Annotated in this window: 23 protein-coding genes and 1 riboswitch; of the genes, 15 read left to right on the top strand and 8 right to left on the bottom strand. The window is 59.2% G+C overall.

The features are described from left to right. The first annotated feature begins 80 nt into the window (after positions 1-80). On the top strand, positions 81-854 hold the full coding sequence (gene zupT, locus ACT3IC_RS12950) for a zinc transporter ZupT (protein WP_103176993.1): 774 nt from the start codon (positions 81-83) through the stop codon (positions 852-854). 41 nt (positions 855-895) lie between these two features. On the opposite strand, the gene ribB is transcribed toward zupT, so the two are convergent. After that, the gene (ribB, locus tag ACT3IC_RS12945) at positions 896-1,549 is read right to left on the bottom strand and encodes a 3,4-dihydroxy-2-butanone-4-phosphate synthase (RefSeq protein ID WP_103176994.1); all 654 of its coding nucleotides are present in this window, start codon (positions 1,547-1,549) and stop codon (positions 896-898) included. 104 nt (positions 1,550-1,653) lie between these two features. Continuing rightward, positions 1,654-1,804: riboswitch (FMN riboswitch) on the bottom strand. Positions 1,805-1,924: 120 nt separating this feature from the next. On the opposite strand from ribB, the gene ubiK reads away from it, so the two are divergent. Continuing rightward, on the top strand, positions 1,925-2,224 hold the full coding sequence (gene ubiK, locus ACT3IC_RS12940) for a ubiquinone biosynthesis accessory factor UbiK (RefSeq protein WP_263951643.1): 300 nt from the start codon (positions 1,925-1,927) through the stop codon (positions 2,222-2,224). Between the two features lie 74 nt (positions 2,225-2,298). On the opposite strand, the gene hldE is transcribed toward ubiK, so the two are convergent. From hldE to ACT3IC_RS12925, 3 genes are read right to left on the bottom strand one after another with little or no spacing between them, the layout of a single operon-like run. After that, entirely contained in the window at positions 2,299-3,732 is a 1,434-nt protein-coding gene (hldE, locus tag ACT3IC_RS12935; protein WP_103176996.1) for a bifunctional D-glycero-beta-D-manno-heptose-7-phosphate kinase/D-glycero-beta-D-manno-heptose 1-phosphate adenylyltransferase HldE, read from the bottom strand. Positions 3,733-3,772: 40 nt separating this feature from the next. Next, entirely contained in the window at positions 3,773-6,631 is a 2,859-nt protein-coding gene (gene glnE, locus ACT3IC_RS12930; RefSeq protein WP_473477716.1) for a bifunctional [glutamate--ammonia ligase]-adenylyl-L-tyrosine phosphorylase/[glutamate--ammonia-ligase] adenylyltransferase, read from the bottom strand. Between the two features lie 18 nt (positions 6,632-6,649). After that, positions 6,650-7,951: a CYTH domain-containing protein gene (locus tag ACT3IC_RS12925; protein WP_473477713.1), complete on the bottom strand. Its 1,302-nt coding sequence runs from the start codon at positions 7,949-7,951 to the stop codon at positions 6,650-6,652. Between the two features lie 238 nt (positions 7,952-8,189). Between ACT3IC_RS12925 and ACT3IC_RS12920 the strand changes: the two genes are divergently transcribed. Further along, the gene (locus tag ACT3IC_RS12920; protein WP_103176999.1) at positions 8,190-8,810 is read left to right on the top strand and encodes a TIGR04211 family SH3 domain-containing protein; all 621 of its coding nucleotides are present in this window, start codon (positions 8,190-8,192) and stop codon (positions 8,808-8,810) included. Positions 8,811-8,868: 58 nt separating this feature from the next. Further along, the gene (locus ACT3IC_RS12915; protein WP_103177000.1) at positions 8,869-10,110 is read left to right on the top strand and encodes a multifunctional CCA addition/repair protein; all 1,242 of its coding nucleotides are present in this window, start codon (positions 8,869-8,871) and stop codon (positions 10,108-10,110) included. A gap of 10 nt (positions 10,111-10,120) precedes the next feature. On the opposite strand, the gene bacA is transcribed toward ACT3IC_RS12915, so the two are convergent. Beyond that, positions 10,121-10,939 carry an undecaprenyl-diphosphate phosphatase gene (gene bacA, locus ACT3IC_RS12910; protein ID WP_103177001.1) on the bottom strand — a complete coding sequence of 273 codons (819 nt, stop codon included), beginning with the start codon at positions 10,937-10,939 and terminating at the stop codon, positions 10,121-10,123. A 103-nt stretch (positions 10,940-11,042) separates the two neighbouring features. Beyond that, the gene (folB, locus tag ACT3IC_RS12905) at positions 11,043-11,411 is read right to left on the bottom strand and encodes a bifunctional dihydroneopterin aldolase/7,8-dihydroneopterin epimerase (protein ID WP_103177002.1); all 369 of its coding nucleotides are present in this window, start codon (positions 11,409-11,411) and stop codon (positions 11,043-11,045) included. A gap of 107 nt (positions 11,412-11,518) precedes the next feature. Here folB and plsY point away from each other — a divergent pair, with 107 nt between their 5' ends. The 9 genes from plsY to ureG all read left to right on the top strand — a co-directional run bounded on the left by plsY (position 11,519) and on the right by ureG (position 18,353). Next, the gene (plsY, locus tag ACT3IC_RS12900; RefSeq protein WP_103177003.1) at positions 11,519-12,133 is read left to right on the top strand and encodes a glycerol-3-phosphate 1-O-acyltransferase PlsY; all 615 of its coding nucleotides are present in this window, start codon (positions 11,519-11,521) and stop codon (positions 12,131-12,133) included. A gap of 741 nt (positions 12,134-12,874) precedes the next feature. After that, positions 12,875-13,702, top strand: coding sequence for an urease accessory protein UreD (locus tag ACT3IC_RS12895; RefSeq protein ID WP_263950256.1), 828 nt, complete (start codon positions 12,875-12,877; stop codon positions 13,700-13,702). Positions 13,703-13,712: 10 nt separating this feature from the next. After that, on the top strand, positions 13,713-14,015 hold the full coding sequence (locus ACT3IC_RS12890; RefSeq protein WP_039031754.1) for an urease subunit gamma: 303 nt from the start codon (positions 13,713-13,715) through the stop codon (positions 14,013-14,015). 9 nt (positions 14,016-14,024) lie between these two features. Beyond that, the gene (locus tag ACT3IC_RS12885; RefSeq protein ID WP_103177005.1) at positions 14,025-14,339 is read left to right on the top strand and encodes an urease subunit beta; all 315 of its coding nucleotides are present in this window, start codon (positions 14,025-14,027) and stop codon (positions 14,337-14,339) included. Continuing rightward, positions 14,332-16,035, top strand: a complete 1,704-nt coding sequence (ureC, locus tag ACT3IC_RS12880) for an urease subunit alpha (protein ID WP_103177006.1) — start codon at positions 14,332-14,334, stop codon at positions 16,033-16,035. The genes ACT3IC_RS12885 and ureC overlap by 8 nt, the downstream gene beginning before the upstream one ends. Before the next feature lie 9 nt (positions 16,036-16,044). After that, positions 16,045-16,503 carry an urease accessory protein UreE gene (gene ureE / locus ACT3IC_RS12875; protein ID WP_103177007.1) on the top strand — a complete coding sequence of 153 codons (459 nt, stop codon included), beginning with the start codon at positions 16,045-16,047 and terminating at the stop codon, positions 16,501-16,503. Between the two features lie 9 nt (positions 16,504-16,512). Next, positions 16,513-17,052 (top strand): HupE/UreJ family protein, encoded by a 540-nt coding sequence (locus ACT3IC_RS12870; RefSeq protein ID WP_103177008.1) that lies wholly within the window; start codon positions 16,513-16,515, stop codon positions 17,050-17,052. Further along, positions 17,052-17,726 carry an urease accessory protein UreF gene (locus tag ACT3IC_RS12865; protein ID WP_103177009.1) on the top strand — a complete coding sequence of 225 codons (675 nt, stop codon included), beginning with the start codon at positions 17,052-17,054 and terminating at the stop codon, positions 17,724-17,726. The genes ACT3IC_RS12870 and ACT3IC_RS12865 overlap by 1 nt, the downstream gene beginning before the upstream one ends. Positions 17,727-17,735: 9 nt before the next feature. Beyond that, entirely contained in the window at positions 17,736-18,353 is a 618-nt protein-coding gene (gene ureG / locus ACT3IC_RS12860) for an urease accessory protein UreG (protein ID WP_103177010.1), read from the top strand. A gap of 31 nt (positions 18,354-18,384) precedes the next feature. Here the strand turns inward: ureG and ACT3IC_RS12855 are convergent, their stop codons facing one another. Next, complete coding sequence (locus ACT3IC_RS12855) at positions 18,385-20,433, bottom strand: S8 family peptidase (protein WP_473477706.1); 2,049 nt, start codon at positions 20,431-20,433, stop codon at positions 18,385-18,387. Between the two features lie 369 nt (positions 20,434-20,802). On the opposite strand from ACT3IC_RS12855, the gene ACT3IC_RS12850 reads away from it, so the two are divergent. Further along, positions 20,803-21,471, top strand: coding sequence for a LuxR C-terminal-related transcriptional regulator (locus tag ACT3IC_RS12850; RefSeq protein ID WP_103177012.1), 669 nt, complete (start codon positions 20,803-20,805; stop codon positions 21,469-21,471). Between the two features lie 20 nt (positions 21,472-21,491). On the opposite strand, the gene tsaD is transcribed toward ACT3IC_RS12850, so the two are convergent. Further along, on the bottom strand, positions 21,492-22,505 hold the full coding sequence (gene tsaD / locus ACT3IC_RS12845) for a tRNA (adenosine(37)-N6)-threonylcarbamoyltransferase complex transferase subunit TsaD (protein ID WP_103177013.1): 1,014 nt from the start codon (positions 22,503-22,505) through the stop codon (positions 21,492-21,494). Between the two features lie 237 nt (positions 22,506-22,742). On the opposite strand from tsaD, the gene rpsU reads away from it, so the two are divergent. Continuing rightward, positions 22,743-22,958 (top strand): 30S ribosomal protein S21, encoded by a 216-nt coding sequence (gene rpsU / locus ACT3IC_RS12840; RefSeq protein WP_001144069.1) that lies wholly within the window; start codon positions 22,743-22,745, stop codon positions 22,956-22,958. The last annotated feature ends 24 nt before the right edge of the window (positions 22,959-22,982 follow it).

Raw genomic sequence — 22,982 nt, 5'->3', positions numbered from 1 at the left:
GTAAAGGCGATTATACCCGCTCGCTTTACGCGCGTTTAGCCTTTAATATGAATGATAATCATTATCATAAGGAGAGGTGAATGTCAGTTCCTCTGATTCTGACGATTCTCGCAGGCGCCGCCACCTTTATCGGCGCCCTGCTCGGCGTGCTGGGCCAGAAGCCCTCGAACCGCGTGCTGGCATTTTCGCTCGGCTTTGCCGCCGGGATCATGTTGCTCATCTCCCTGATGGAGATGCTGCCCGCGGCACTCGGCACCGAAGGGATGTCGCCGGTGCTCGGCTACGGGATGTTTGTTTTTGGCCTGCTGGGCTACTTTGCGCTGGACAGAATGCTGCCCCACGCGCACCCGCAGGATCTGATGCAGAAAGGGAGTCAGCCGCTGCCCCGCAACCTGCGACGTACTGCGCTGCTGCTGACCCTGGGCATCAGCCTGCACAACTTCCCGGAAGGCGTTGCGACCTATGTGACCGCCAGTAACAACCTGGAGTTAGGATTCGGTATTGCGCTGGCGGTGGCGTTGCACAATATCCCGGAGGGGCTCGCGGTCGCAGGCCCGGTCTATGCGGCCACCGGTTCAAAACGTAAAGCGGTCTTCTGGGCGGGTATTTCCGGCATGGCGGAGATTGCAGGCGGCGTACTGGCGTGGCTGATCCTCGGCAGCCTGATCTCGCCGGTGGTGATGGCGGCGATTATGGCGGCAGTGGCGGGCATTATGGTGGCGCTGTCGGTGGATGAGCTGATGCCGCTCGCCAAAGAGATCGATCCCAATAACAATCCCAGCTACGGCGTGCTGTGCGGGATGTCGGTAATGGGGCTCAGTCTGGTGCTGCTCCAGACGGCAGGAATAGGGTAAAAAAAACGCCGGGTTAACCCGGCGTTTTTTATGCTGCGTTATCAGCTGGCTTTGCGCTCGTGCGCCTGGCGATACGCCACCAGATCTTCAATGGTGACCACAGCCATGTTGTGTTTCACCGCGAAGTCGATGCACTCCGGCGCGCGGGCCATAGAGCCATCATCATTGGTCAGTTCACACAGGACACCGGCGGGTTTGAAACCGGCCAGCGTTACCAGATCGATAGTGGCTTCGGTGTGGCCGCCGCGAGTCAACACGCCGCCCGGCTGCGCGCGAAGCGGGAAGACATGGCCCGGACGGTTCAGGTCAGAAGGTTTTGCACCGTCGGCAATGGCGGCACGCACGGTGGTGACGCGGTCAGCGGCAGAGACACCGGTGGTCACGCCGCTGGCGGCTTCGATGGTGACGGTAAAACCGGTGCCGAAGGCGCTGGTGTTGTTCTCTACCATCATAGGCAGTTCCAGCTGTTTACGGCGATCTTCGGTGATACACAGGCAAACAATGCCGCTGCCGTGACGGATGGTCAGCGCCATCTGCTCAACGGTCATGGTTTCGGCGGCGAAAATCATATCGCCTTCGTTTTCACGGTCTTCATCGTCAAGCACCATCACGCCGCGGCCTTCGCGAAGCGCAGCAAGCGCCTGCTCAACACGGTCAGTAGAGGTACCGAAAGAGGAAAGGAGCGTCTGATTCATGGTAAAAAAACCTCATTAAAATTATGGTTACCAGAATCAGGGCAGTCTTAGGAGCGCCGGAGTACGGCAAAAAAATAACGTGAGCGGGCCTCGCCCGACTGGTTCGTTACTCTCTCCCATCCGGACTTTAACCGTCGGCCCCGGAATTACACCGGATCTGCTGACCTTTGAGTATGCACCCAAAGCGCTCGCGGGCTTTCAACATGGTGTTGATTTACCGCCGGTGGGGAATTTCGCCCCGCCCTGAGAATAAGCGGGATAACTATAACGCTAATGATTATGTTCGGCAACGCATAAGCTTCACACAATTCTGGTTTAAGGATCCCCGTAACGCGCTACAATGGTTCTAAACATCTTTACTTCAAGGGAACTATGATGATCGACCCAAAAAAAATTGAACAACTTGCTCGCCAGGTCCATGAATCCATGCCAAAAGGCGTACGTGAGTTTGGTGATGATGTTGAGAAGAAGATCCGCCAGGTGCTGCAGGCGCAGCTGATGCGTCTGGATCTGGTCAGCCGTGAAGAATTTGACGTGCAGACGCAGGTTCTGCTGCGCACCCGCGAAAAGGTTGCCCTGCTGGAGCAGCGCCTCACCGAGCTGGAAAACCGCGGTGTTGTTGTTGATGAAGTGAAACCGGCCCCGGCGATCCCACCGGTAGACAATGTGGAATAATTCACACGGGTTACCGTAGGCCGGGTAAGGCGAAGCCGCCACCCGGCAAAAAAACGGGCCTTTCGGCCCGTTTTTTATTTCTCGCTATCTTTCTGGATCTTTTTGATGATGTTGGTGGTTGAACATCCGTCCTCAAAATTGAGCACCATCACTTCCCCGCCGTTGGCCCAGACCTCTTCGCTGCCCGCGATTTGCTCAGGCTTGTAGTCACCGCCTTTCACCAGCAGGTCCGGCAGGATCCCGGCAATCAGGCGCTGCGGGGTATCCTCTTCGAAGGAGACGACCCAGTCCACCGCTTCCAGCGCGCCTAGCACAATCATACGCTGCTCAAGCGGATTCACCGGACGGGTTTCACCCTTCAGACGTTTGGTGGAGGCATCGCTGTTCACCGCCACGATCAGACGGTCGCCCAGCTTGCGCGCGTTGGCAAGATAGGAGACGTGGCCCGCGTGCAGAATGTCGAACACGCCGTTGGTCATTACCACTTTCTCACCACGCTTACGCGCGGCGGCAACGGCCACTTTCAGCTCTTCTTCACTCATCACGCCAAAACCGGTATCAGCACGGCCACGCACCGCGTTTTCCAGCTCGATAGGGGAGACGGTTGAGGTCCCCAGCTTGCCGACCACCACGCCTGCGGCAGCGTTGGCAAAGTAGCAGGCCTCTTCAAGGGTATTACCGGCCGCCAGCGTCGCCGCCAGCACGCCAATCACCGTATCGCCCGCACCGGTGACGTCATACACTTCCTGCGCCTGGGTTGGCATATGCAGCGGCGCTTTGCCCGGTTGCAGCAGGGTCATCCCCTGCTCGGAACGGGTCACCAGCAGCGCGGAGAGATCGAAGTCGGCGATGATCTTCATGCCGCGCTCAACGATCTCATCCTCGGTTTTGCATTTGCCCGCCACCGCTTCAAACTCGGAGAGGTTCGGCGTCAGCAGCGTCGCACCGCGATAGCGTTCGAAATCGGTGCCTTTCGGGTCGATCAGCACCGGCACACCGGAAGCGCGGGCCAGCTTAATCATCTGCTGGACGCTCGCCAGCGCCCCTTTGGCGTAGTCGGAGAGCACCAGCGCGCCGATGTTGCCCAGCGCCTGGTTGATGCGCTCGTGCAGCGGCTCCGGATCTACCCCTTCAAAGCCCTCTTCAAAGTCGAGGCGGATCAGCTGCTGATTGCGCGACAGCACGCGCAGCTTGGTAATGGTCGGGTGCGTTGGAACAGAAACGAAATCACATTTAACGTTCACATCCGCCAGCGTCTTGCTCAGCGCCCGCGCCGCATCGTCGATGCCGGTCAGACCGACCAGACGCGAATGTGCGCCGAGAGAAGCAATGTTCATCGCCACGTTTGCCGCGCCGCCAGGACGCTCTTCAATGGTATCCACCTTCACCACCGGGACCGGGGCTTCCGGGGAAATGCGGCTGGTTGGCCCATACCAGTAGCGATCCAGCATCACATCGCCAACTACCATAACTCCAGCACGTTCAAACTCTGGCAGTGTTACTTTCATTCCTGACTCCAGAAAGATTCACAATTTGCGCGCGATAATATCACACTTGTTTTGTTACGCACGGTTCCACCAGCCACTTCTGCCAGCAGGCGCGCACCAGCTCCCGCTCGGCGTTAAAGCAGTCGAGCGGCAGATGACCGGGCTGCTCCTGCAACGCCAGATGATGCAGTTCATCGCGCAGCGTGGTGTAAGCGCGGGTGAGCGCCAGCGCCTCCTGCTCATCCATAATGTCGTTCTGCGCCAGCAGTTCCAGAATGCGCACGTTATCCGACCAGCGGGTCAGCTTCGGTTTGGCGTGGGCGTCACGCAGCACCAGATACTGGGTGATAAATTCGATGTCGGTAATACCGCCTTCGTCGGCTTTAATATCAAAGCGATCACGATGTTTATTTCCCAGATGGGCGCGCATTTTTTCACGCATCTCGCGCACCTCGGTCTGCAGCGTCTGGCCTTCACGCGTGGCGGTCAGCACGTCGCGCCGGATAGCATCGAACTGCGCCTTCAGCTGCGGATCGCCATAGACCACCCGGGCGCGCACCAGAGCCTGATGCTCCCAGGTCCAGGCTTCGTTCTTCTGATACTCGGCGAACGACTCGGTGGAGGTGACCAGCATGCCCGCCGCCCCGGACGGACGCAGGCGGGCATCCACTTCATACAGAATGCCCGACGACGTGCGGGTGCTGAACAGGTGCATGATGCGCTGGGCGAGGCGCAGGTAGAACTGACGCCCGTCGATCTCACGCTCGCCGTCGGTCATCACATCTACCGGGCAGTCGTGAAGGAAAATGAGATCCAGATCGGAGCTGTAGCCCAGCTCCCAGCCGCCCAGCTTGCCATATCCCACAACCGCAAAGCCGCGCCCTTCCCGATCGGCCAGGTGTTTCGGCTGGCCATAACGCGCCACCATCTGTACCCACGCCTGATGGACAACGGCATCAATAATCGCCTCCGCCAGCCAGGTTAAGTGATCGCTCACTTTCATCACCGGCAACGTTCCGGCGATATCGGCGGCAGCCACACGCAGCAGCTGCGCCTGTTTAAACTGACGCAGCGCCTCCAGCTGCTGCTCCTCATCCTCCTCCGGCACGCGCAGCAGATACTGGCGCAGCTCGTCCCGGTAGGCGTCGGTCGCCGTCGGCTGGTAAAGGGTATTGGGATCGAGCAGCTCGTCCAGCAGCAGCGGATAGCGCGCTAGCTTGCTGGCGATCATTGGCGAGGCGGCGCAAAGGGAAATCAGGTGCTTGAGCGCGCCCGGGAACTCGCTTAACAGCTCCAGATAGGTGGTGCGGGTGATGATCCCGCTGAGCAGTGGGGTCAGGCGCGACAGCGGCACCGGCGCATCGGCGCGGGAGCAGACGTCGCTCAGCAGGTGCGGCATCAGGTGATCGAGCACCTGACGTCCGCGCGGGCCAATGGCGCGCTTGTTCAGCTCCAGGCGGAAATCTGCAATCAGCGCCACCACCCGGTGACGGTCATCATTGCTGAGGTGGGCCAGCACCGGGGTAGTATCGTCCTCCTGCAGCGCATCCTGCCACAGCTCGCGCCAGTGCTCCGACAGCTCATCATCCTGTGATTCGCTCTCATCGTCGCCAATCAGGTCGTTAAAAATCCGCCGCACCGCGGCCATGTGCGCATCCAGCGCCTCGGTCAGCGCCTGCCAGTCGTCAAGGCGCATTCCCCAGGCGAGACGGGCGCGATTAAGCTCATCCCCCGGCAGGGTCTGGGTTTGTTCGTCGTTAATGCTCTGCAGCAGGTTCTCCAGCCGACGCAAGAAGAGGTAGGCCTCACGCAGGATCTGCGCATCCCCTTCCGCCAAAAGGTTCAGCTGTGCAATTGCCGCAAGCGTTGGCAGCAGGGAGCGGGATTGCAGCGACGGCTCGCGCCCGCCGCGGATCAGCTGGAACACCTGGACGATAAACTCGATCTCGCGGATACCGCCCGCCCCCAGCTTGATGTTGTCTTTCAGGCCACGCCGCCGCACTTCCCGGGCAATCATCCCTTTCATGTTGCGCAGCGACTGGATGACGCTGAAATCGATATAGCGACGGAACACGAACGGGCGCAGCATGGCGCGCAGCTCGCTGGCGTAGGCACCGTCGTTATCGCCCATGATCCGCGCCTTCACCATCGCGTAGCGCTCCCAGTCGCGCCCCTGCTCCTGGTAGTAGTCCTCCAGCGCGGCGAAGCTCAGCACCAGCGGGCCGCTGTCGCCGAACGGACGCAGGCGCATATCCACGCGATAGACAAAGCCATCCTGGGTGGGTTGATCCAGGGCCTTAATCAGCCGCTGCCCCAGGCGGGTAAAGAACTGGGCGTTGTCCAGCTCACGGCGTCCGCCGCGGGTGGCACCCTTCTCCGGCCAGGCGAAGATCAGATCGATGTCTGAGGAAAAGTTGAGCTCGCCGCCGCCGAGCTTGCCCATCCCTAAAATCAGCAGCGGCTGCGGGGTGCCATCCTCACTGCATGGCGTACCCCATTCACGACAGCAGGCGTCGTACAGCCAGTCGCGGGCGGTGACGATCAGCGTCTCCGCAAGGTGACTCAACTGCTGCAACGTGCTCTCTTCACTCACCAGCATCAGCGCCTGCGCCCAGGCGATGCGCACCATTACCCGGCGGCGGAAATGGCGCAGCTCGCGCATCAGCGCGGCTTCATCGCCGACATCTGCCAGCGCGTCGCATAACCACTGCGCGTAGTGCTGCCACTCGTCCGCCTGCGGCGGCGCGGCCTCAAGCCCGGTCAGCCAGTCAGGATGTGCCGTAACGCTCTCCTGCACAAAGTCGCTGAACGCCAGCACCTGCCTGGCCTGGTCGCTTAATGACGAGGCGGGTAATGTTTCCGGCAGACGCTCACATACCGTCTGCCACTGCTGCTGTAAGGGTGAAGAAAGCGGCATCATTGGGGTTCCTTGCCTGCGTTAACGTTTTCCGCTGTGCAGCCAGAATGGCTCCTGCGAAATGGCTTCGTTACGGAAATGCTCAATTTCAATGTGCTGGCGCGTCTTAATGGCATGCAGCAGCCCTTGCCAGTTTTCCAGCCAGGCGCGGGCCATCGGGCCGTCATACGCCCCTGACAGCAGCAACATGCTGTCGATGTTGCGCGCCAGACGAATCAGCTGATCGCCATACTGATCCCCCAGCGGATGGGCGAAGGTGGTTTTCAGTTCAGCAGCATGACGGGAGAGGTGAATATCGGCGAAGCGCTTAAAGTTATCCGCCATTTTGCTCTGCGCCTTCGCGTCGAGGAAGGTGCGCCAGCCGCGCGTCACCAGAAACTCGGTCAGCGCCAGTTTCGCGGTGGCGGTTTGCGGGCTGTAGACCGCCGTCTCGGCAGAGACATCCGACGCCATCAGGGTTTCGGTCTGGGTCAGCAGATCGCGTAAGTGAGCACTCGCTTTACGTGGCACAATGCCGCCGAACAGCGTCAGGCTATGACGTACCAGCGCCATCGCCGCCAGCACCTCGGCTTTCGCCCCTTTCACGCCGCGGACCCACAGCTCCTCGTGATACTGCCACTGGCTCAGGGCCAGCTCCAGCGAGGCTTCAAACCCCTGCTCGATAGAGGATTTCGGCGCGACGCGCATAATCTCCAGCGGTTTCAGGGTGCGCGGGGCATTGCCCTGGGCCAGATGATAGCCGCGGGCCGCCTTGCTCAGGCTTCCCTGACGCAGACCGCTCTGGGTCACCAGCTTACGCGCCAGCTTCAGCACGTCATCGGCGTGGCCTTCCAGCAGCTCAAGCTCCAGCTCGCAGATCGGCTCCTGGAACTCGCCCGCTTTTACCTCACCCCGGTCGAGGGCGATTTCAATGCGGCTTTTACCTTCGTTCACCAGCCACTTTTCGCGCCAGAAATCGGTGCTGAACAGCGGGCTGGCGCTCTCTTCCAGGCCCTCGGGGAGTTGGCCTTCCGGCCACACTTCCGCCGGGAAGCGCGCCAGATCCAGCGCAGGCTGGTCAATATCAATGTTGTATTCCGGGCGCTGATGCAGACCGCCCACCACGCGACCACCAATTTTCATGGTCATCTCGTAGCGGCCATCAACGCCGCGGATGCGCAGCCCCCTGTCATGGCGACGCAGCCACAGGTCCTGAGTTTCGTAATAGATGTTGAGCAGTTGCACCGGCTCGTGATGTTCAGCTGTCAGCTGGTGCAGATGGTTTTTCAGCGCGTCGACGCTCTCATTTTCAACGATAAACTTTAATTCGATTTCCTGAGCCATGGCCTTGTTCTTTTGATTGCAGCACTGCGGGGTAAATTTAGGCGAACTTACTCGCCACTTTTTTGTCAGTAGATAGTATTTTGCGCCAGATTGCCACGCAATGAGCAATTTGACGGGCGTAAAGTTTGTTAAAGTGGCAAACCCTACACGGAGGATTCCGAATGCTGACGAATCCTTTGCGTGGAGAAGCCGTTACCACTACTATCGTTCCACTTTTTACGAAAATAACGACTGCCTGATGCTTAAATTACGCCTAATCGGACTGACATTACTTGCTTTTAGCGCCGCAACAGCGGTTCACGCTGAAGAGAAACGCTACGTTTCTGACGAACTGAATACCTGGGTACGTAGTGGTCCGGGTGACAATTATCGCCTCGTGGGTACGATTAATGCCGGCGAGGAAGTGGTGCTGTTACAGAGCAATGCCGACTCTAACTATGGCCAGGTGCGCGACAGCAGCGGCCGTACCGCCTGGATCCCGTTGAAAGAGCTTAGCACCAGCCCAAGCCTGCGCACCCGCGTGCCGGATCTGGAAAACCAGGTCAAAACCCTGACCGACAAACTGACCAATATCGACGCCACCTGGAACCAGCGCACGGCTGAAATGCAGCAGAAAGTGGCGCAGAGCGACGGGGTGATCAACGGTCTCAAAGACGAAAACCAGAAGCTGAAGAACGAGCTGATCGTCGCCCAGAAAAAGGTGAGCGCAGCCAACCTGCAGCTGGATGACAAACAGCGCACCATTATTATGCAGTGGTTTATGTATGGCGGCGGCGTGCTGGGTATGGGTCTGCTGCTGGGTCTGGTGCTGCCGCATCTGGTACCGAGCCGTAAGCGTAAAGACCGCTGGATGAACTAAATCGCTATCTCTGCCACACTTACGTATTATTGCCATTTTTAATACGGGAGAGTGTGGCGTGAAGATTTATCTGGTCGGTGGTGCGGTTCGTGATGCGTTGTTAGGTCTGCCGGTCAAAGATAAAGACTGGGTGGTGGTAGGCGCCACACCTCAGGAGATGCTTGATGCGGGCTACCAGCAGGTAGGCCGCGATTTTCCTGTCTTCCTGCATCCGCAAAGCCGCCAGGAGTACGCGCTGGCGCGTACCGAGCGCAAATCCGGCGTCGGTTATACTGGCTTCACCTGTCATGCCGCCCCGGACGTCACCCTTGAAGAGGATTTGCAGCGCCGCGATCTGACCATTAACGCCCTCGCCCAGGATGAAAACGGCCATATCATTGATGCCTATGGCGGCCAGTCGGATCTGCGAAACCGCATTCTGCGCCATGTTTCCCCCGCCTTCTCTGAAGATCCGCTCCGCGTGCTGCGCGTGGCGCGTTTTGCTGCCCGCTATGCCCACCTGAGTTTTCGCATCGCCGATGAAACGATGGCGCTGATGGCCGCCATGACCAGAGCGGGCGAGCTGGAACACCTTACCCCCGAACGCGTGTGGAAAGAGACCGAGAATGCGCTCACCACACGTAATCCACAGGTTTACTTCCAGGTGCTGCGCGAATGCGGGGCGCTGAAGGTACTGTTCCCGGAAGTGGACGCCCTGTTTGGCGTGCCGGCCCCGGCGAAGTGGCACCCGGAAATCGATACCGGCATCCATACCCTGATGACCCTGAGCATGGCGGCGATGCTGAGCCCGGAGGTAGACGTCCGCTTTGCCACGCTCTGTCACGACCTCGGGAAGGGGTTAACGCCGCCCGAACTCTGGCCGCGCCACCACGGCCACGGTCCGGCGGGTGTGCGGCTGGTTGAACGGGTCTGCCAGCGGATGCGGGTCCCTAACGAGATCCGCGATCTGGCGAAGCTGGTTGCCGAGTTCCACGACCTGATCCACACCTTCCCGATCCTTAAACCGGCCACCATCATCAAGCTGTTCGACAGTATTGACGCCTGGCGCAAACCGCAGCGCGTGGAGCAGATCGCCTTAACCAGCGAAGCCGACGTGCGCGGGCGTACCGGGTTTGAAGCCAACGATTATCCGCAGGGGCGGTTGCTGCGTGAAGCCTGGGAGGTGGCGAAAGCGGTGCCGACAAAAGCGGTCGTCGAAGCTGGATTTAAAGGAGCAGAAATCCGGGAAGAGTTAACGAAACGGCGGATCCGGGCCGTCGCAGCCTGGAAGGAACAGCATTGCCCTCAGCCGAAAGACTGAGGGCGGGCAATCAGAAGAAGACCACGTATACCGCGGCCGCCACGATAAAGCGATAGATGGCGAACGGGATAAACGAGATGTGCTTGATCAGTTGCAGGAAGGTTTTGATGGCGATCAGCGCCACGATAAAGGCGGTGACAAAGCCCACGGCAAACATCGGGATGTCGCCCGCGGTCAGGAAGTGATAGCTCTTGTAGAGATCGAGCGCGGTGGCGCCCATCATCATCGGCACCGCCAGCAGGAATGAGAACTCAGAGGCCGCATAGCGGCTCACGCCCATCAGCATCCCGCCTGAAATCGTCGCCCCGGAGCGAGAGAAGCCCGGCCACAGTGCCAGACACTGGAAGCAGCCAATCATAAACGCCTGACGGTAGGTCATGTCGTCCAGACCCGGCGCGCGGGGCTCTTTCGGCTTCAGCAGCTCGGCGGCAATTAGCAGGATACCGCCGACCACCAGGGCATACATGACGTTAATCGGGTTAAACAGCGACTTGATGGTGTCGTGGAGTAACAGACCCAGCACTACCGCCGGAATCATCCCGAGCAGAATGTGCAGCAGCGTTAAACGCCCTTTACCTGTGCCTTCATGCGGCGGATGACCAAAGTGGATGCCAATCAGGCCGAACAGGCGACGCCAGAACATCACCACCACCGCCAGAATGGATCCTAACTGGATCACTACCTCAAAGGTTTTCGCCGTTTCGCCTTCGAACCCCAGCAGATGGCCGACAATGATCATATGGCCTGTACTGGAAACCGGCAAAAACTCTGTCAATCCTTCGACCACACCCAGTATTGCTGCCACCAGCAGGGAGTGCATATCGCTCATCAATTAACCCCTAAAAGACAGAAAAAAGGGCTACCCAGGGGGTAACCGTAAAAGGAACAGCTCTAAGACTGATTTAACAGGAATTGGTTTAACTATTATACCTTTAAATGTTTCCTTTCAGATTTTGGCTACGTTCGATAATGACCCCGACATTGGCCGCCCGCGCAACCGCCCCCGGCTTGCTGACTTTGATACGCACCCATGGGGAGTTGAAGCGGCTGAGCAGCAGCTCCGCGACTTCTTCCGCCACACGCTCCACCAGCGCAAAACGCTGGCCTTCCACGTGACTGATGACCGCGTCACTCACGTCGGCATAGCTCAGACAGTCGTTCACATCGTCGCTTTTTGCCGCGGCGAGGTTATCCCAGCCCATTTCGATATCGAACACGAGTTTCTGCTCGATGGTCTGCTCCCAGTCATACACCCCGATAGTGGTGATTACCGAAAGTTGCTCTATAAATACTATATCCATCACGACCTGCCTGGTTTTTGGCTAAACCGGATACCACTCCCGGCGAATTATGCGTATTATCCACAGATGCTAAGTACAAAACGACATTTTCAAAACGGAACAGCGTTATGAGTGCAATCGCGCCTGGAATGATCCTCCTCGCCTACCTTTGCGGCTCAATTTCCAGCGCCATTCTGGTCTGCCGTATCGCCGGGTTGCCTGACCCACGCGAGAGCGGCTCCGGGAATCCGGGAGCGACCAATGTACTACGAATTGGCGGCAAAGGAGCAGCCGTAGCGGTTCTGATTTTTGACGTTCTGAAAGGAATGCTTCCCGTCTGGGGCGCGTATGCACTGGGCGTCACGCCGTTCTGGCTGGGGCTGATTGCCATTGCCGCCTGTCTGGGCCATATCTGGCCGGTTTTCTTTGGTTTTAAAGGTGGAAAAGGCGTCGCCACCGCGTTTGGCGCCATTGCCCCCATTGGCTGGGATCTGACCGGCGTGATGGCCGGCACCTGGCTGCTCAGCGTGTTGCTGAGCGGCTACTCTTCGCTTGGCGCCATTGTGAGCGCGCTGATTGCGCCATTTTATGTCTGGTGGTTTAAGCCGCAGTTTACCTTTCCGGTGTCGATGCTCTCTTGTCTGATCCTGTTGCGTCACCATGACAATATTCAGCGGTTGTGGCGGCGTCAGGAGACGAAGATCTGGGCGCGGTTGAAGCGGAAGAAGAAAGAGACGCGGTAGCTTATATTGAGTTTAGTGGAATAGTTACGTTCACTTTATGACCAACAGTATATGACGTTCCGGAACCCATGAACGTGATAAGGGGGCCACCGCGGCCCCCTTATCAATCCCCGCGGCCCCGCGACGAAATCGGTGCTTCGCACTGCGCTCACCTCCCGACCTGCTGCCTGCGGTCGGCTCAACTCGACATCCTGTCTCGATTCGCCTCTGGCCGCCATCCCTGGCGTCCAGCCCTTGTCAGCCGGTCTCCGGTTCGCCGATTTCAGCGGGGACTCAACACCCGTGCCACATTCCGGCAATAAAAGAATTTGCAGAGAAATGACATTCTGTTTCCTTCAGACCGCAGCGAAGGCAGAGGGAGCGTGAGTCCGGCTGAAAATCGCTGAGGCGTTGACCGCAGGCCGGGGCGAGGCGCATGGATGCGCCGAGAGGGCGTGACCTACATGGATGTAGGATCACGCCCGACCCGTTAGCCGGAGGGAATAAGCCGAAGGGACCGCGAAGCGGCGATTTTCTTTGCCGGGAGCCGGGATTGTTAAGGGGGCGGCGGCAGCCCCCTTAACACGTTCACCGCAGCGGGGCGTACATAACGCAGAGAAGTTATAGTGAACGGAACAATTCCACCACTCCAGAAAATAAGTGGGCGCTTAGCCCCCCCCCATCCATAAGCGACTCATATGACAGCCTTCATTTCCGCCAGGGCATACTAAAAAAACCCGACGGCGAGCAGATGGATAAAGCATGTCAGCAACTCAGGCGCATGAAAAAACAGTAAAAGGCTGGCAGGCATCCCTTGCCCTGCACTTTTCCTACTCGCCTGAGAAAACCCTCCTCCACTCTGCCCGCCACGTCGGGCCACTCACCGTGCAGCGCCCCTTTTATCCCGAAGGTGAAACCTGCCACCTCTATCTGCTGCATCCCCCCGGCGGGATTGTCGGCGGGGATGAGCTGGCGATTACCGTTCATCTTGCGGCCCATAGCCACGCGCTGATCACCATGCCCGGCGCCAGCAAGTTCTATCGCAGCAACGGCGCCCTGGCGCGGCTGGATCAGCACTTCACGCTGGAGGAGAACGCAACGCTGGAGTGGCTGCCGCAGGACACCCTTTTCTTTCCCGGGGCACAGGCCGCCCTGCGCTCGGTGTTCCATCTGCAGCGCAGCAGTACGCTGCTGGCCTGGGAGCTGTTTTGCCTGGGCCGCCCGGTGATTAATGAGCCCTTCAGCCACGGTCGTATTGAGAGCCGTCTCGAAGTCTGGCTTGAGGGTGAGCCGCTGTTAATCGAGCGCCAGCACCTGGCCGACGGCGATCTGACCCCCGTGGCGGAACATCCGTGGATCGGCACCCTGCTGTTTTACCCGGCGAGCGAAACACAGCTGGAGGAGGCCCGCGAAGCCCTGGCACCGCTGGAGCATTTCGCTGGCGCGACCCTCACCGACGGCCTGCTGTCGGTGCGCTTCCTCGCGCATGACAACCTGATTTGCCAGCAGGCGATGCGTGAGATCTGGCAGCGCCTGCGTCCGCAACTTACCGCCAAAGCCCCCTGTTCGCCCCGAATCTGGCACACCTGAGAGAAGCACGATGGAACTGACCCCCAGAGAAAAAGACAAGCTGTTGCTGTTTACCGCCGCGCTGGTCGCCGAGCGTCGTCTCGCCCGTGGCGTAAAACTCAATTACCCGGAATCGGTGGCCCTGATCAGCGCCTTCATTATGGAAGGGGCGCGCGATGGGCAGACGGTTGCGGAATTAATGGAAGCGGGCCGCCATGTCCTGACCCGCGCCCAGGTGATGGAGGGCGTACCGGAGATGATCCCGGATATTCAGGTGGAGGCCACCTTCCCGGACGGCTCCAAGCTCGTCACCGTTCACAATCCGATCCTGTAAGGGGGCAACATGATCCCAGGGGAATATCAGATACAACCCGGCCAGATCGTCATTAACGCGGATCGCGATACCCGGACGGTGATCGTCGAGAACCACGGCGACCGCCCGATCCAGGTCGGATCCCACTACCATTTTTTTGAGGTGAACCCGGCGCTTAAGTTCGATCGTGAGGCGACCCGAGGCTACCGGCTGAACATTGCCGCCGGTACCGCCGTGCGCTTTGAACCGGGGCAGAAGCGCGCCGTGACGCTGGTGGCTGTGGCAGGCGCGCAGCGTATTGTGGGCTTTCGTGGCGAGGTGATGGGTGAGGTCAACCATGGCTGAGATTTCACGTCAGGCATATGCCGACATGTTCGGCCCCACCACCGGGGATAAAGTCCGTCTCGCCGATACCGAGCTCTGGATCGAGGTGGAAAACGATCTGACCATCTACGGCGAAGAGGTCAAATTCGGCGGCGGAAAAGTGATCCGCGACGGCATGGGCCAGGGGCAGATGCTGGCGCAGGACTGCGTGGATCTGGTGCTGACCAACGCGCTGATCGTCGATCACTGGGGGATCGTCAAAGCGGATATCGGCGTGAAGGATGGCAGGATCTTCGCCATCGGCAAAGCGGGTAACCCGGACATTCAGCCCGGCGTAACGATCCCCATTGGCGCGGCCACCGAGGTGATCGCCGCCGAAGGGAAGATCGTCACCGCAGGCGGGGTCGATACCCATATCCACTGGATCTGCCCGCAGCAGGCGGAAGAGGCGCTGGTCTCTGGCGTCACCACCATGATTGGCGGCGGTACCGGCCCTGCCGCAGGCACCAACGCCACCACCTGCACGCCGGGGCCGTGGTATATCGCCCGCATGTTGCAGGCGGTCGACACGCTGCCGGTGAATGTCGGCCTGCTGGGTAAAGGCAACGGCTCCAACCCGGATGCCCTGCGCGAGCAGGTTGCCGCGGGTGCGATTGGCCTGAAAATTCATGAGGACTGGGGTTCCACCCCTGCGGCGATCGACTGCGCCCTGACGGTGGCGGATGAGATGGATATCCAGGTGGCGCTGCACAGCGACACCCTTAACGAGGGCGGGTTTGTCGAGGACACCCTGGCGGCCATCGCCGGGCGCACCATCCACACCTTCCACACCGAAGGGGCGGGCGGCGGCCATGCGCCGGATATCATCACCGCCTGCGCGCATCCCAACATTCTGCCCTCCTCTACCAACCCCACGCTGCCCTACACGGTGAATACCATCGACGAACACCTGGACATGCTGATGGTCTGCCACCACCTCGACCCGGATATCGCCGAGGATGTGGCCTTTGCCGAATCGCGTATTCGCCGGGAGACCATTGCGGCAGAAGATGTGCTGCACGATATTGGCGCCTTCTCGCTCACCTCGTCCGATTCACAGGCGATGGGCCGGGTGGGAGAAGTGATCATCCGCACCTGGCAGGTGGCGCACCGCATGAAGGTGCAGCGCGGTCCGCTGGCGGAGGAGTCGGGCGATAACGATAACCTGCGGGTGAAGCGCTATATCGCCAAGTACACCATCAACCCGGCGCTGACCCACGGCATCGCCCATGAGGTCGGGTCGGTTGAGGCGGGGAAACTGGCGGACCTGGTGGTCTGGTCCCCCGCCTTCTTTGGCGTCAAGCCAGCCACCATCGTCAAAGGCGGGATGATCGCCTGCGCGCCGATGGGGGACATCAACGCCTCGATCCCCACGCCGCAGCCGGTGCATTACCGGCCCATGTTTGGCGCGCTGGGCGCCGCCCGCCACGCCACCCGTCTGACCTTTCTCTCGCAGGCTGCCGCCGATAACAACATTTCGCAGCAGTTGAACCTGCAGAGCGCCACTGCGGTAGTCAAAGGCTGCCGGACGGTGAAGAAGGCCGACATGATCCACAACGGCCTGCAGCCGAACATTACCGTCGATGCGCAAACCTATGAGGTGCGCATTGACGGGGAGCTGATTACCAGCGCACCGGCAGAGGTTCTGCCGATGGCGCAACGCTATTTCCTGTTCTGAGGAGGACTCATGATCACCTTAACCCAACGCCTTGATCATCCCCATCCCGTTACCGCACACGTCACGCTGCCCATTGATGTGCGGGTAAAGAGCCGCGCCCGCGTAGTGCTTAACGATGGCCGTGACGCCGGGCTGATGTTGCCCCGCGGTCTGTTGCTGCGGGGCGGCGACCTGCTTGCCAGTGACGATGGTCATGAAGTGGTGGAGGTCATTGCCGCCCCCGAGCCGCTGTCGGTGGTGCACTGCGCGGATCCGTTCCTGCTGGCTCGCGCCTGTTATCACCTGGGCAACCGCCACGTCCCGCTGCAGGTCATGCCCGGCGAATTGCGCTATCACCACGATCACGTGCTGGATGAAATGCTGCACCTGTTGGGCCTGGACGTCACTTTCGCCACCCTGCCCTTTGAACCGGAAGCGGGCGCTTATGCCAGCGAAGGGCACTCCCACTCTCACGCTCATTCACATTAAGGATTAATTATGCGTAAGTTGTTACCCCTGCTTCTGCTGGCCTTCTCCCTGCCCGCGCTGGCCCATCCGGGACACGGCAGCGACAGTTTTCAGGCGGGCTTTTTCCATCCCCTGACCGGGCTTGATCATCTGCTGATGTTGACCGGCGCAGGCGTGCTTGCCGCCCTGAGCGGCCGCAGGCTGCTGATGCCCTTTGCCACTCTCGGCATGATGCTCACCGGGGCGATTGCAGGCAGCCTGCTGGGGGGCTTTAGCGGCATGGAGATGCTGATTATCGCCTCGCTGGCGGTGTGTGGTGCCATGATGTTCAAAACCGAAAACCGCCTGCTGCTGGCGGTGCCCGCGCTGGCGATGTTCCACGGCTGGGCGCACGGGGTGGAGATGGCTGGCCACAGCTTCTGGCTGTTTACCAGCGGCTTTATGCTCGCCAGCGCCGCGGTGCTGTGCGCAAGCTTTGCGGCAGGCCTGCTGCTGCGCCGTCACGACGGGCTGCGTAAAACCCTCGGCGGCGGGCTGATCGCCTCTGCCCTGCTGGCGCTGATGAGCTGATGGAGCCGTCCCGCCAGTGGTTGCGCCTGATGCAACTCGCCAGCAGCAGTCTGCCGGTGGGCTCTTTTACCTGGTCGCAGGGGCTGGAGTGGGCGGTGGAAGCGGGCTGGGTCACTACCCCGGCGGCATTCAAAGCCTGGCAGTGTCAGCAGATGGAGCAAAGCTTTTTCCGCGTCGATCTGCCGCTCTTTTCCCGCCTCTACCACGCCTGTGAACAGCAGGATCTGGCGAGCGCCGCGCACTGGACGGCGTACCTGCTGGCCTGCCGGGAGACCCGCGAGCTGCGGGAAGAGGAGCGCAACCGCGGGGCGGCGTTTACCCGGCTGATCAAAAGCTGGGAGGCGGATTGCCCACCTGACTGGCTGGCGCTGTTCCCGCAAAGCCAGCTATGCGGTATGGCGTGGCTCGGTGTGCACTGGGGCATCGGCCTGCGCGAGATGGCGCTGAGTCTTGGCTACAGCTGGATCGAGAGCGCGGTAATGGCGGGCGTCAAGCTGGTGCCCTTTGGGCAGCAGGCGGCCCAGCTGTTGATCATCGAACTCTGCGATCGCTTTACCGACGGGCTGGCGCAGGCGCTGTTGCTTTGCGATGACGAACTGGGCGCCGCCACGCCGCTGTCGGCCATCGCCTCGGCGCGCCACGAAACCCAATATTCACGATTATTCCGTTCCTGAGGAGTCTCTATGTCTGAGTACAAACACCCCCTGCGCGTGGGCGTGGGCGGCCCGGTGGGGTCGGGTAAAACCGCCCTGCTGGAAGCGCTGTGTAAAGCGATGCGCGACACCTATCACCTGGCCGTCGTCACCAACGATATCTACACCAAAGAGGATCAGCGCATCCTCACCGAGGCGGGCGCGCTGGAGCCGGAGCGCATTGTGGGGGTGGAGACCGGCGGCTGTCCGCACACCGCCATTCGTGAAGATGCCTCGATGAACCTGGCGGCGGTAGAAGCCCTGAGCGAGAAGTTCGGCAACCTGGATCTGATCTTTGTCGAGAGCGGCGGCGACAACCTGAGCGCCACCTTCAGCCCGGAGCTGGCGGATCTGACGATCTACGTGATCGACGTGGCGGAAGGGGAGAAGATCCCGCGCAAGGGCGGGCCGGGGATCACCAAATCCGATTTTCTGGTGATCAATAAAACCGATCTCGCCCCTTACGTGGGGGCCTCGCTGGAGGTGATGGAGCGCGACACCAACCGCATGCGCGGCGAGCGTCCGTGGACCTTTACTAACCTGAAAGCGGGTGACGGGCTGGCAAACATCATCGCGTTTCTGGAAGAGAAAGGCATGCTGAAGGTCTAAAAAAAGCCTGGCGTGACGCCAGGCTTGCCGATCATTTACAGGTGTTGTTCGACGCCCCCTCTTCACGCCATACGCCCCAACTGCTGAAGCCTTTGCCCGGCTCTTCCTGGCCCGGGTTGACGTACCACTGGTTAAACCAGATTTTACCGTTGTGGGACACTTTGGTGCATTTCACCGGATAGGCAATTTTTGGGTTATAGGCCGGAACGATCTCTTTGGCTGGGGTTTCATCCTGGGCCGGAGTTTCATCCTGGGCCGGGGTCTCGTCCTGGGCCGGAGTCTCGTCCTGGGCCGGGGTCTCTTCCTGCGCCGGGATGGCCGGCTTGCTGACCTTAATAGTCATGCTGTCCTGCGCTGTGCGACCGTCCGCGCCGGTGGTGGTCAGGGTAAAGACCGCATCGCCCTCGGTATTCGCCGGGATCACCGCGTAGGCATGGGCGCTGTTCACGCTGCTGCTCAGGGTACCGTTCAGGTTCTGCTGCACAAAGAAGGTGCCAGCGCCTTTGGTCACGCTCCAGTTATACGATTTTGCATTGAGGCTTTGGCTGCCGTCCAGCGGCCAGGTTTTCACCCCCGACGTGGGTGACTCCATGCTGTAATCCGCGCCCGCTGCTGCCGTCGGCGCCGGCAGGGTATCGCCCCCATCCTTCAGGGCCAATATTTTGGCCGCCGCCCGCGCCATATCCGGCTGGGTGCCGATGGTCTGCCCGGTGCCGCTGGCGGCCGGTGTTCCGGTCTCCTGGAGGATTTGACGCATCTGTAGCGGCGTCACGGTGATCCCATGCGCTTTGGCGATCCCTGACAGGCTGGCCACCACGCCCGCCACGATGGGCGTTGCGGATGAGGTGCCGTTGAAGCTGCTGGTATAGTTGGCGTTAGGGGCGTTATAAAGCGGGCCGTAACCGGTGGTGGTGACATCGTTGCAGCCCCAGGAGGAGCTGGTGACGCGCTTGCCGTAAGTACTGAAGTGGGCACGTTTACCATCTTTGGCGCAAAGCGCGCCGACGATAATCGCCCCGGAATCGCGAACGTTGGTATCCCACTTGCCGTTAAAGCCCGGCGCATCCAGGTTGATATTGCCGTTGCCTGCGGCGGTGACGACAAACACCCCTTTGTCAGTCAGGGCTTTGATAACATTGAAGTAGCTCTGATCGTTTTCAATCGGTATGTAGCAGTTTTTTTGACAGGTACCGGCCACTTCACCGCCGTAGGTCTGCATGTTCAGCGACACCACGTCCCCGGCTTTGAGCTGAGGGATCAGCTTATACAGATTGCTTGAAGGCCAACCGGCATAGCCCACCTTGCTCTTCCAGCTCAGCCCGCGCACCCCGGCCCCGATATCCCGCCCGGCCAGAATACCCATGGAGGCTGTACCATGTTCCCGCTCAGAGCAGGTGGCACTGGTGCTGGTGGCGCTGCCCTGGCTGAACGCGATGGGCGGTAAATTGACATGTTGCGGGTTCCAGGCGCAGTTTTCTGAAGAGACAAGGGTAATATCTTCCCCCTCATTGCCTTTATAAAGGTTGACACTGTCGCGGTTAACCCCGCCCATAAAATAGCCCGCGCGCTTTTCATCCGGCGCTTTTAAATAATCCTGGAGATGGCGAAAATCCGGCACTGAAACCGCACCGAGGCTGCCGCTGGATGCTCTTAAGCCAGGTCTGACGGCGCTGTTCTCTCCCTGCTCCTCTTCCAGCGAAACGGGAAGTGATTCCGGATAGACCGCTTCAATATTTTGATTATGTTCCAGCTCGCTAATAATGCTGTTGATGTAGTTCTTATCCTGGTTCTTATCGCCCGGCAGATTAATACGCAAATAGCGATCGAAGCCGTAGCGCTTATTTATCGCCGCCATTTCGGTGGTATTTTTATCGGCGGGATACATGGCGGTGGCTGCCAGTGAAGGGTCGCTCAGGGTCAGCGAAGGCTGGACGCCCGTGTCTGTCGATGGTTTCAGCTTAACAATGATCGCATCGTAGGCAACGCCCTCCTCCGCCAGGGTGGCCTGAGGTACGGTATCGGCCCAGGCGGTGCTGGAGACGATCGCACAGATCAGTAACGATAAAATTCTTTTTTTCATTTTTGCCAACGTTCCTTAATGACATTTATTTATGTGAAATCCCTTTTTTCACAATGAAAGAAAATCATCGTCCAGCCAATAAGAGCCTTCTTCGAATAAATAAGAACTGTCTCTACGTGTATTAGTTTCCCGATCTTTTTTGAACGCGAAAATGTCAACCGCAACGCAGAGTAAAAATAACCAAAATAATATGCATAACGCGAAAACGACAGGCACTCAGGCGAATAATACCAGCCGCCATAGCGCAAGACATTTCTAATATTAAAAATATCTTCCAAAGGATAATTAATACGCTCTCGCGGGGGTTAAAATTGGTTTTATAAATACGCTGGCCGTTATCGTCTCAGCGTTCAATGCTGGAGAATTACGATGCGATTAAATTTAACCATTGCCGATGAGCACCCGCTGATTCGCCGGGGCGTCCGGGCGATGATCGACGACATGAATAGCGCTGGCGCAGCGATTGCAATCAACGATGAAACGGAGTCGACATCCGATCTGCTGAAAACGCTGACCCGAGAGCTTCCCGATATCCTGCTGCTGGGCTACACGCTTAACGGCGCCCACAGCGCCGATCCGCTAAGCCGTATGGAGGGGCTGGCGCTGGTAAAAGGCCTGCGCCAGCGTTTTCCGGGGCTCAAAATACTTCTGCTGGCCCGCTACAAGAATCCGCAGCTTCTCCGCCTGGCCATTGAGACAGGAGCAAAGGGGTACGTTAGCCACAATATAAACGCGAAAACCCTTCGCGACGCGCTCACCTGCTTAATGAATGACGACGTCTACGTCGAACCGGCGCTGCTGGAGCTGCTCTTCCCCGGTGAAAAGCCGGCCGCGGAGACACTCTCCGCCAGAGAAGTGGACGTGCTGCGTTTACTTTGTAAAGGGGGGAGCCTGACGGATATCTCGCGTCGCATGCACCTGAGCATTAAGACCGTGAGCGCGCATAAAATTCGGGCGATGGAGAAGCTGCGGGTGAAAAATGACTGCCAGCTTTACTGCCTGCTGGCCCGCACCCGGATGTTTGATATTACCTTTTAACATCCGGGCCGGGTGAAAGATCAGGCCGCAGGCAGTTCGGACAGTGGCCAGCGCGGGCGCACGGAGACGCTGAGATCCGCCGTGGCGTTCGATTTCAGACGCACCATACCGGCATAGGCGATCATCGCCCCGTTATCGGTACAAAATTCCGGGCGGGCATAGAAGACTTCACCGCGGCGTTTTTGCATCATCTCAGCGAGCTTCGCGCGCAGCGTGCGGTTGGCGCTAACGCCCCCCGCCATCACCAGGCGCTTAAAGCCGGTCTGATCCAGCGCGCGTTTGCACTTGATCATTAAGGTATCCACCACCGCATCTTCAAAGGCGCGGGCGATGTCGGCGCGTGTCTGCTCGTCGTCGTCATTATTCCGGATGGTATTGGCGGCAAAGGTCTTCAGGCCGGAGAAGCTGAAATCCAGACCCGGACGGTCGGTCATTGGCCGCGGGAAGACAAAGCGCCCTTCGGTGCCCTGCGAGGCCATTTTCGACAGCATCGGGCCGCCAGGGTAATCGAGCCCCAGCAGCTTGGCGGTTTTGTCGAACGCTTCACCCGCCGCATCGTCAATGGACTCGCCCAGCAGTTCGTACTGGCCAATACCGGTGACGCTGATCAATTGCGTATGACCGCCGGAAACCAGCAGCGCCACAAACGGAAATTCAGGGGGATTCTCTTCCAGCATCGGCGCCAGCAGATGCCCTTCCATATGGTGAACCGCGATAGCCGGAACATCCCACGCGAACGCCAGCGAACGTCCGATAGTGGCGCCCACCAGCAGCGCCCCCACCAGACCCGGACCCGCCGTGTAGGCCACAGCGTCAATATCTTTTGCCGTAAAGCCAGCCTCTTTCAGCGCCGCCTGGATCAGGGGCACGGTTTTACGCACATGGTCGCGGGAGGCCAGTTCTGGCACGACGCCACCGTAGTCGGCATGCAATTTTACCTGACTATACAATTGGTTGGCGACCAGCCCTTTTTCATCGTCGTAGATCGCGATGCCGGTTTCATCGCAGGATGTTTCAATACCCAGTACACGCATGACTTGTTTTACCTCACTCAGATACCGCGCAGTGTAGAGCCTGGGCGGGTTGATGTAAAACTTTCCTCACCCCTGGAGTTCACTTCGTGTATACTCCTCACCCTTATAAAAGTCCCCTTTCAAAAACGGCCGCGGTGCTTTACAAAGCAGCAGCAATTGCAGTAAAATTCCGCACCATTTTGAAATAAGCTGGCGTTGATGCCAGCGGCAAACCGAATTTATAAAGGTGAGAGTTACATGCCGGTAATTAAAGTACGTGAAAACGAGCCGTTCGACGTAGCACTGCGTCGCTTCAAGCGTTCATGCGAGAAAGCAGGTGTTCTGGCTGAAGTTCGTCGTCGTGAGTTCTATGAAAAACCAACGACCGAACGTAAGCGCGCTAAAGCTTCTGCTGTGAAACGTCACGCGAAGAAACTGGCTCGCGAAAACGCACGCCGTACTCGTCTGTACTAATCTATTGAGGACGCACGTCCTCAG

This window comes from Leclercia sp. GHBNCSD, assembly GCF_055805075.1.
The sequence above is the reverse complement of the archived record's forward strand: the minus strand, read 5'-3'. Positions and strand labels throughout refer to the sequence as shown.

What these genes read in the sequence shown, in the direction of transcription:
- zupT (WP_103176993.1), top strand. Translation starts at nt 81, where the DNA reads ATGTCAGTTCCTCTGATTCTGACGATTCTCGCAGGCGCCGCCACCTTT.
- ribB (WP_103176994.1), bottom strand. Translation starts at nt 1,549, where the DNA reads ATGAATCAGACGCTCCTTTCCTCTTTCGGTACCTCTACTGACCGTGTT.
- ubiK (WP_263951643.1), top strand. Translation starts at nt 1,925, where the DNA reads ATGATCGACCCAAAAAAAATTGAACAACTTGCTCGCCAGGTCCATGAA.
- hldE (WP_103176996.1), bottom strand. Translation starts at nt 3,732, where the DNA reads ATGAAAGTAACACTGCCAGAGTTTGAACGTGCTGGAGTTATGGTAGTT.
- glnE (WP_473477716.1), bottom strand. Translation starts at nt 6,631, where the DNA reads ATGATGCCGCTTTCTTCACCCTTACAGCAGCAGTGGCAGACGGTATGT.
- ACT3IC_RS12925 (WP_473477713.1), bottom strand. Translation starts at nt 7,951, where the DNA reads ATGGCTCAGGAAATCGAATTAAAGTTTATCGTTGAAAATGAGAGCGTC.
- ACT3IC_RS12920 (WP_103176999.1), top strand. Translation starts at nt 8,190, where the DNA reads ATGCTTAAATTACGCCTAATCGGACTGACATTACTTGCTTTTAGCGCC.
- bacA (WP_103177001.1), bottom strand. Translation starts at nt 10,939, where the DNA reads ATGAGCGATATGCACTCCCTGCTGGTGGCAGCAATACTGGGTGTGGTC.
- folB (WP_103177002.1), bottom strand. Translation starts at nt 11,411, where the DNA reads ATGGATATAGTATTTATAGAGCAACTTTCGGTAATCACCACTATCGGG.
- plsY (WP_103177003.1), top strand. Translation starts at nt 11,519, where the DNA reads ATGAGTGCAATCGCGCCTGGAATGATCCTCCTCGCCTACCTTTGCGGC.
- ACT3IC_RS12895 (WP_263950256.1), top strand. Translation starts at nt 12,875, where the DNA reads ATGTCAGCAACTCAGGCGCATGAAAAAACAGTAAAAGGCTGGCAGGCA.
- ACT3IC_RS12890 (WP_039031754.1), top strand. Translation starts at nt 13,713, where the DNA reads ATGGAACTGACCCCCAGAGAAAAAGACAAGCTGTTGCTGTTTACCGCC.
- ACT3IC_RS12885 (WP_103177005.1), top strand. Translation starts at nt 14,025, where the DNA reads ATGATCCCAGGGGAATATCAGATACAACCCGGCCAGATCGTCATTAAC.
- ureC (WP_103177006.1), top strand. Translation starts at nt 14,332, where the DNA reads ATGGCTGAGATTTCACGTCAGGCATATGCCGACATGTTCGGCCCCACC.
- ureE (WP_103177007.1), top strand. Translation starts at nt 16,045, where the DNA reads ATGATCACCTTAACCCAACGCCTTGATCATCCCCATCCCGTTACCGCA.
- ACT3IC_RS12870 (WP_103177008.1), top strand. Translation starts at nt 16,513, where the DNA reads ATGCGTAAGTTGTTACCCCTGCTTCTGCTGGCCTTCTCCCTGCCCGCG.
- ACT3IC_RS12865 (WP_103177009.1), top strand. Translation starts at nt 17,052, where the DNA reads ATGGAGCCGTCCCGCCAGTGGTTGCGCCTGATGCAACTCGCCAGCAGC.
- ureG (WP_103177010.1), top strand. Translation starts at nt 17,736, where the DNA reads ATGTCTGAGTACAAACACCCCCTGCGCGTGGGCGTGGGCGGCCCGGTG.
- ACT3IC_RS12855 (WP_473477706.1), bottom strand. Translation starts at nt 20,433, where the DNA reads ATGAAAAAAAGAATTTTATCGTTACTGATCTGTGCGATCGTCTCCAGC.
- ACT3IC_RS12850 (WP_103177012.1), top strand. Translation starts at nt 20,803, where the DNA reads ATGCGATTAAATTTAACCATTGCCGATGAGCACCCGCTGATTCGCCGG.
- tsaD (WP_103177013.1), bottom strand. Translation starts at nt 22,505, where the DNA reads ATGCGTGTACTGGGTATTGAAACATCCTGCGATGAAACCGGCATCGCG.
- rpsU (WP_001144069.1), top strand. Translation starts at nt 22,743, where the DNA reads ATGCCGGTAATTAAAGTACGTGAAAACGAGCCGTTCGACGTAGCACTG.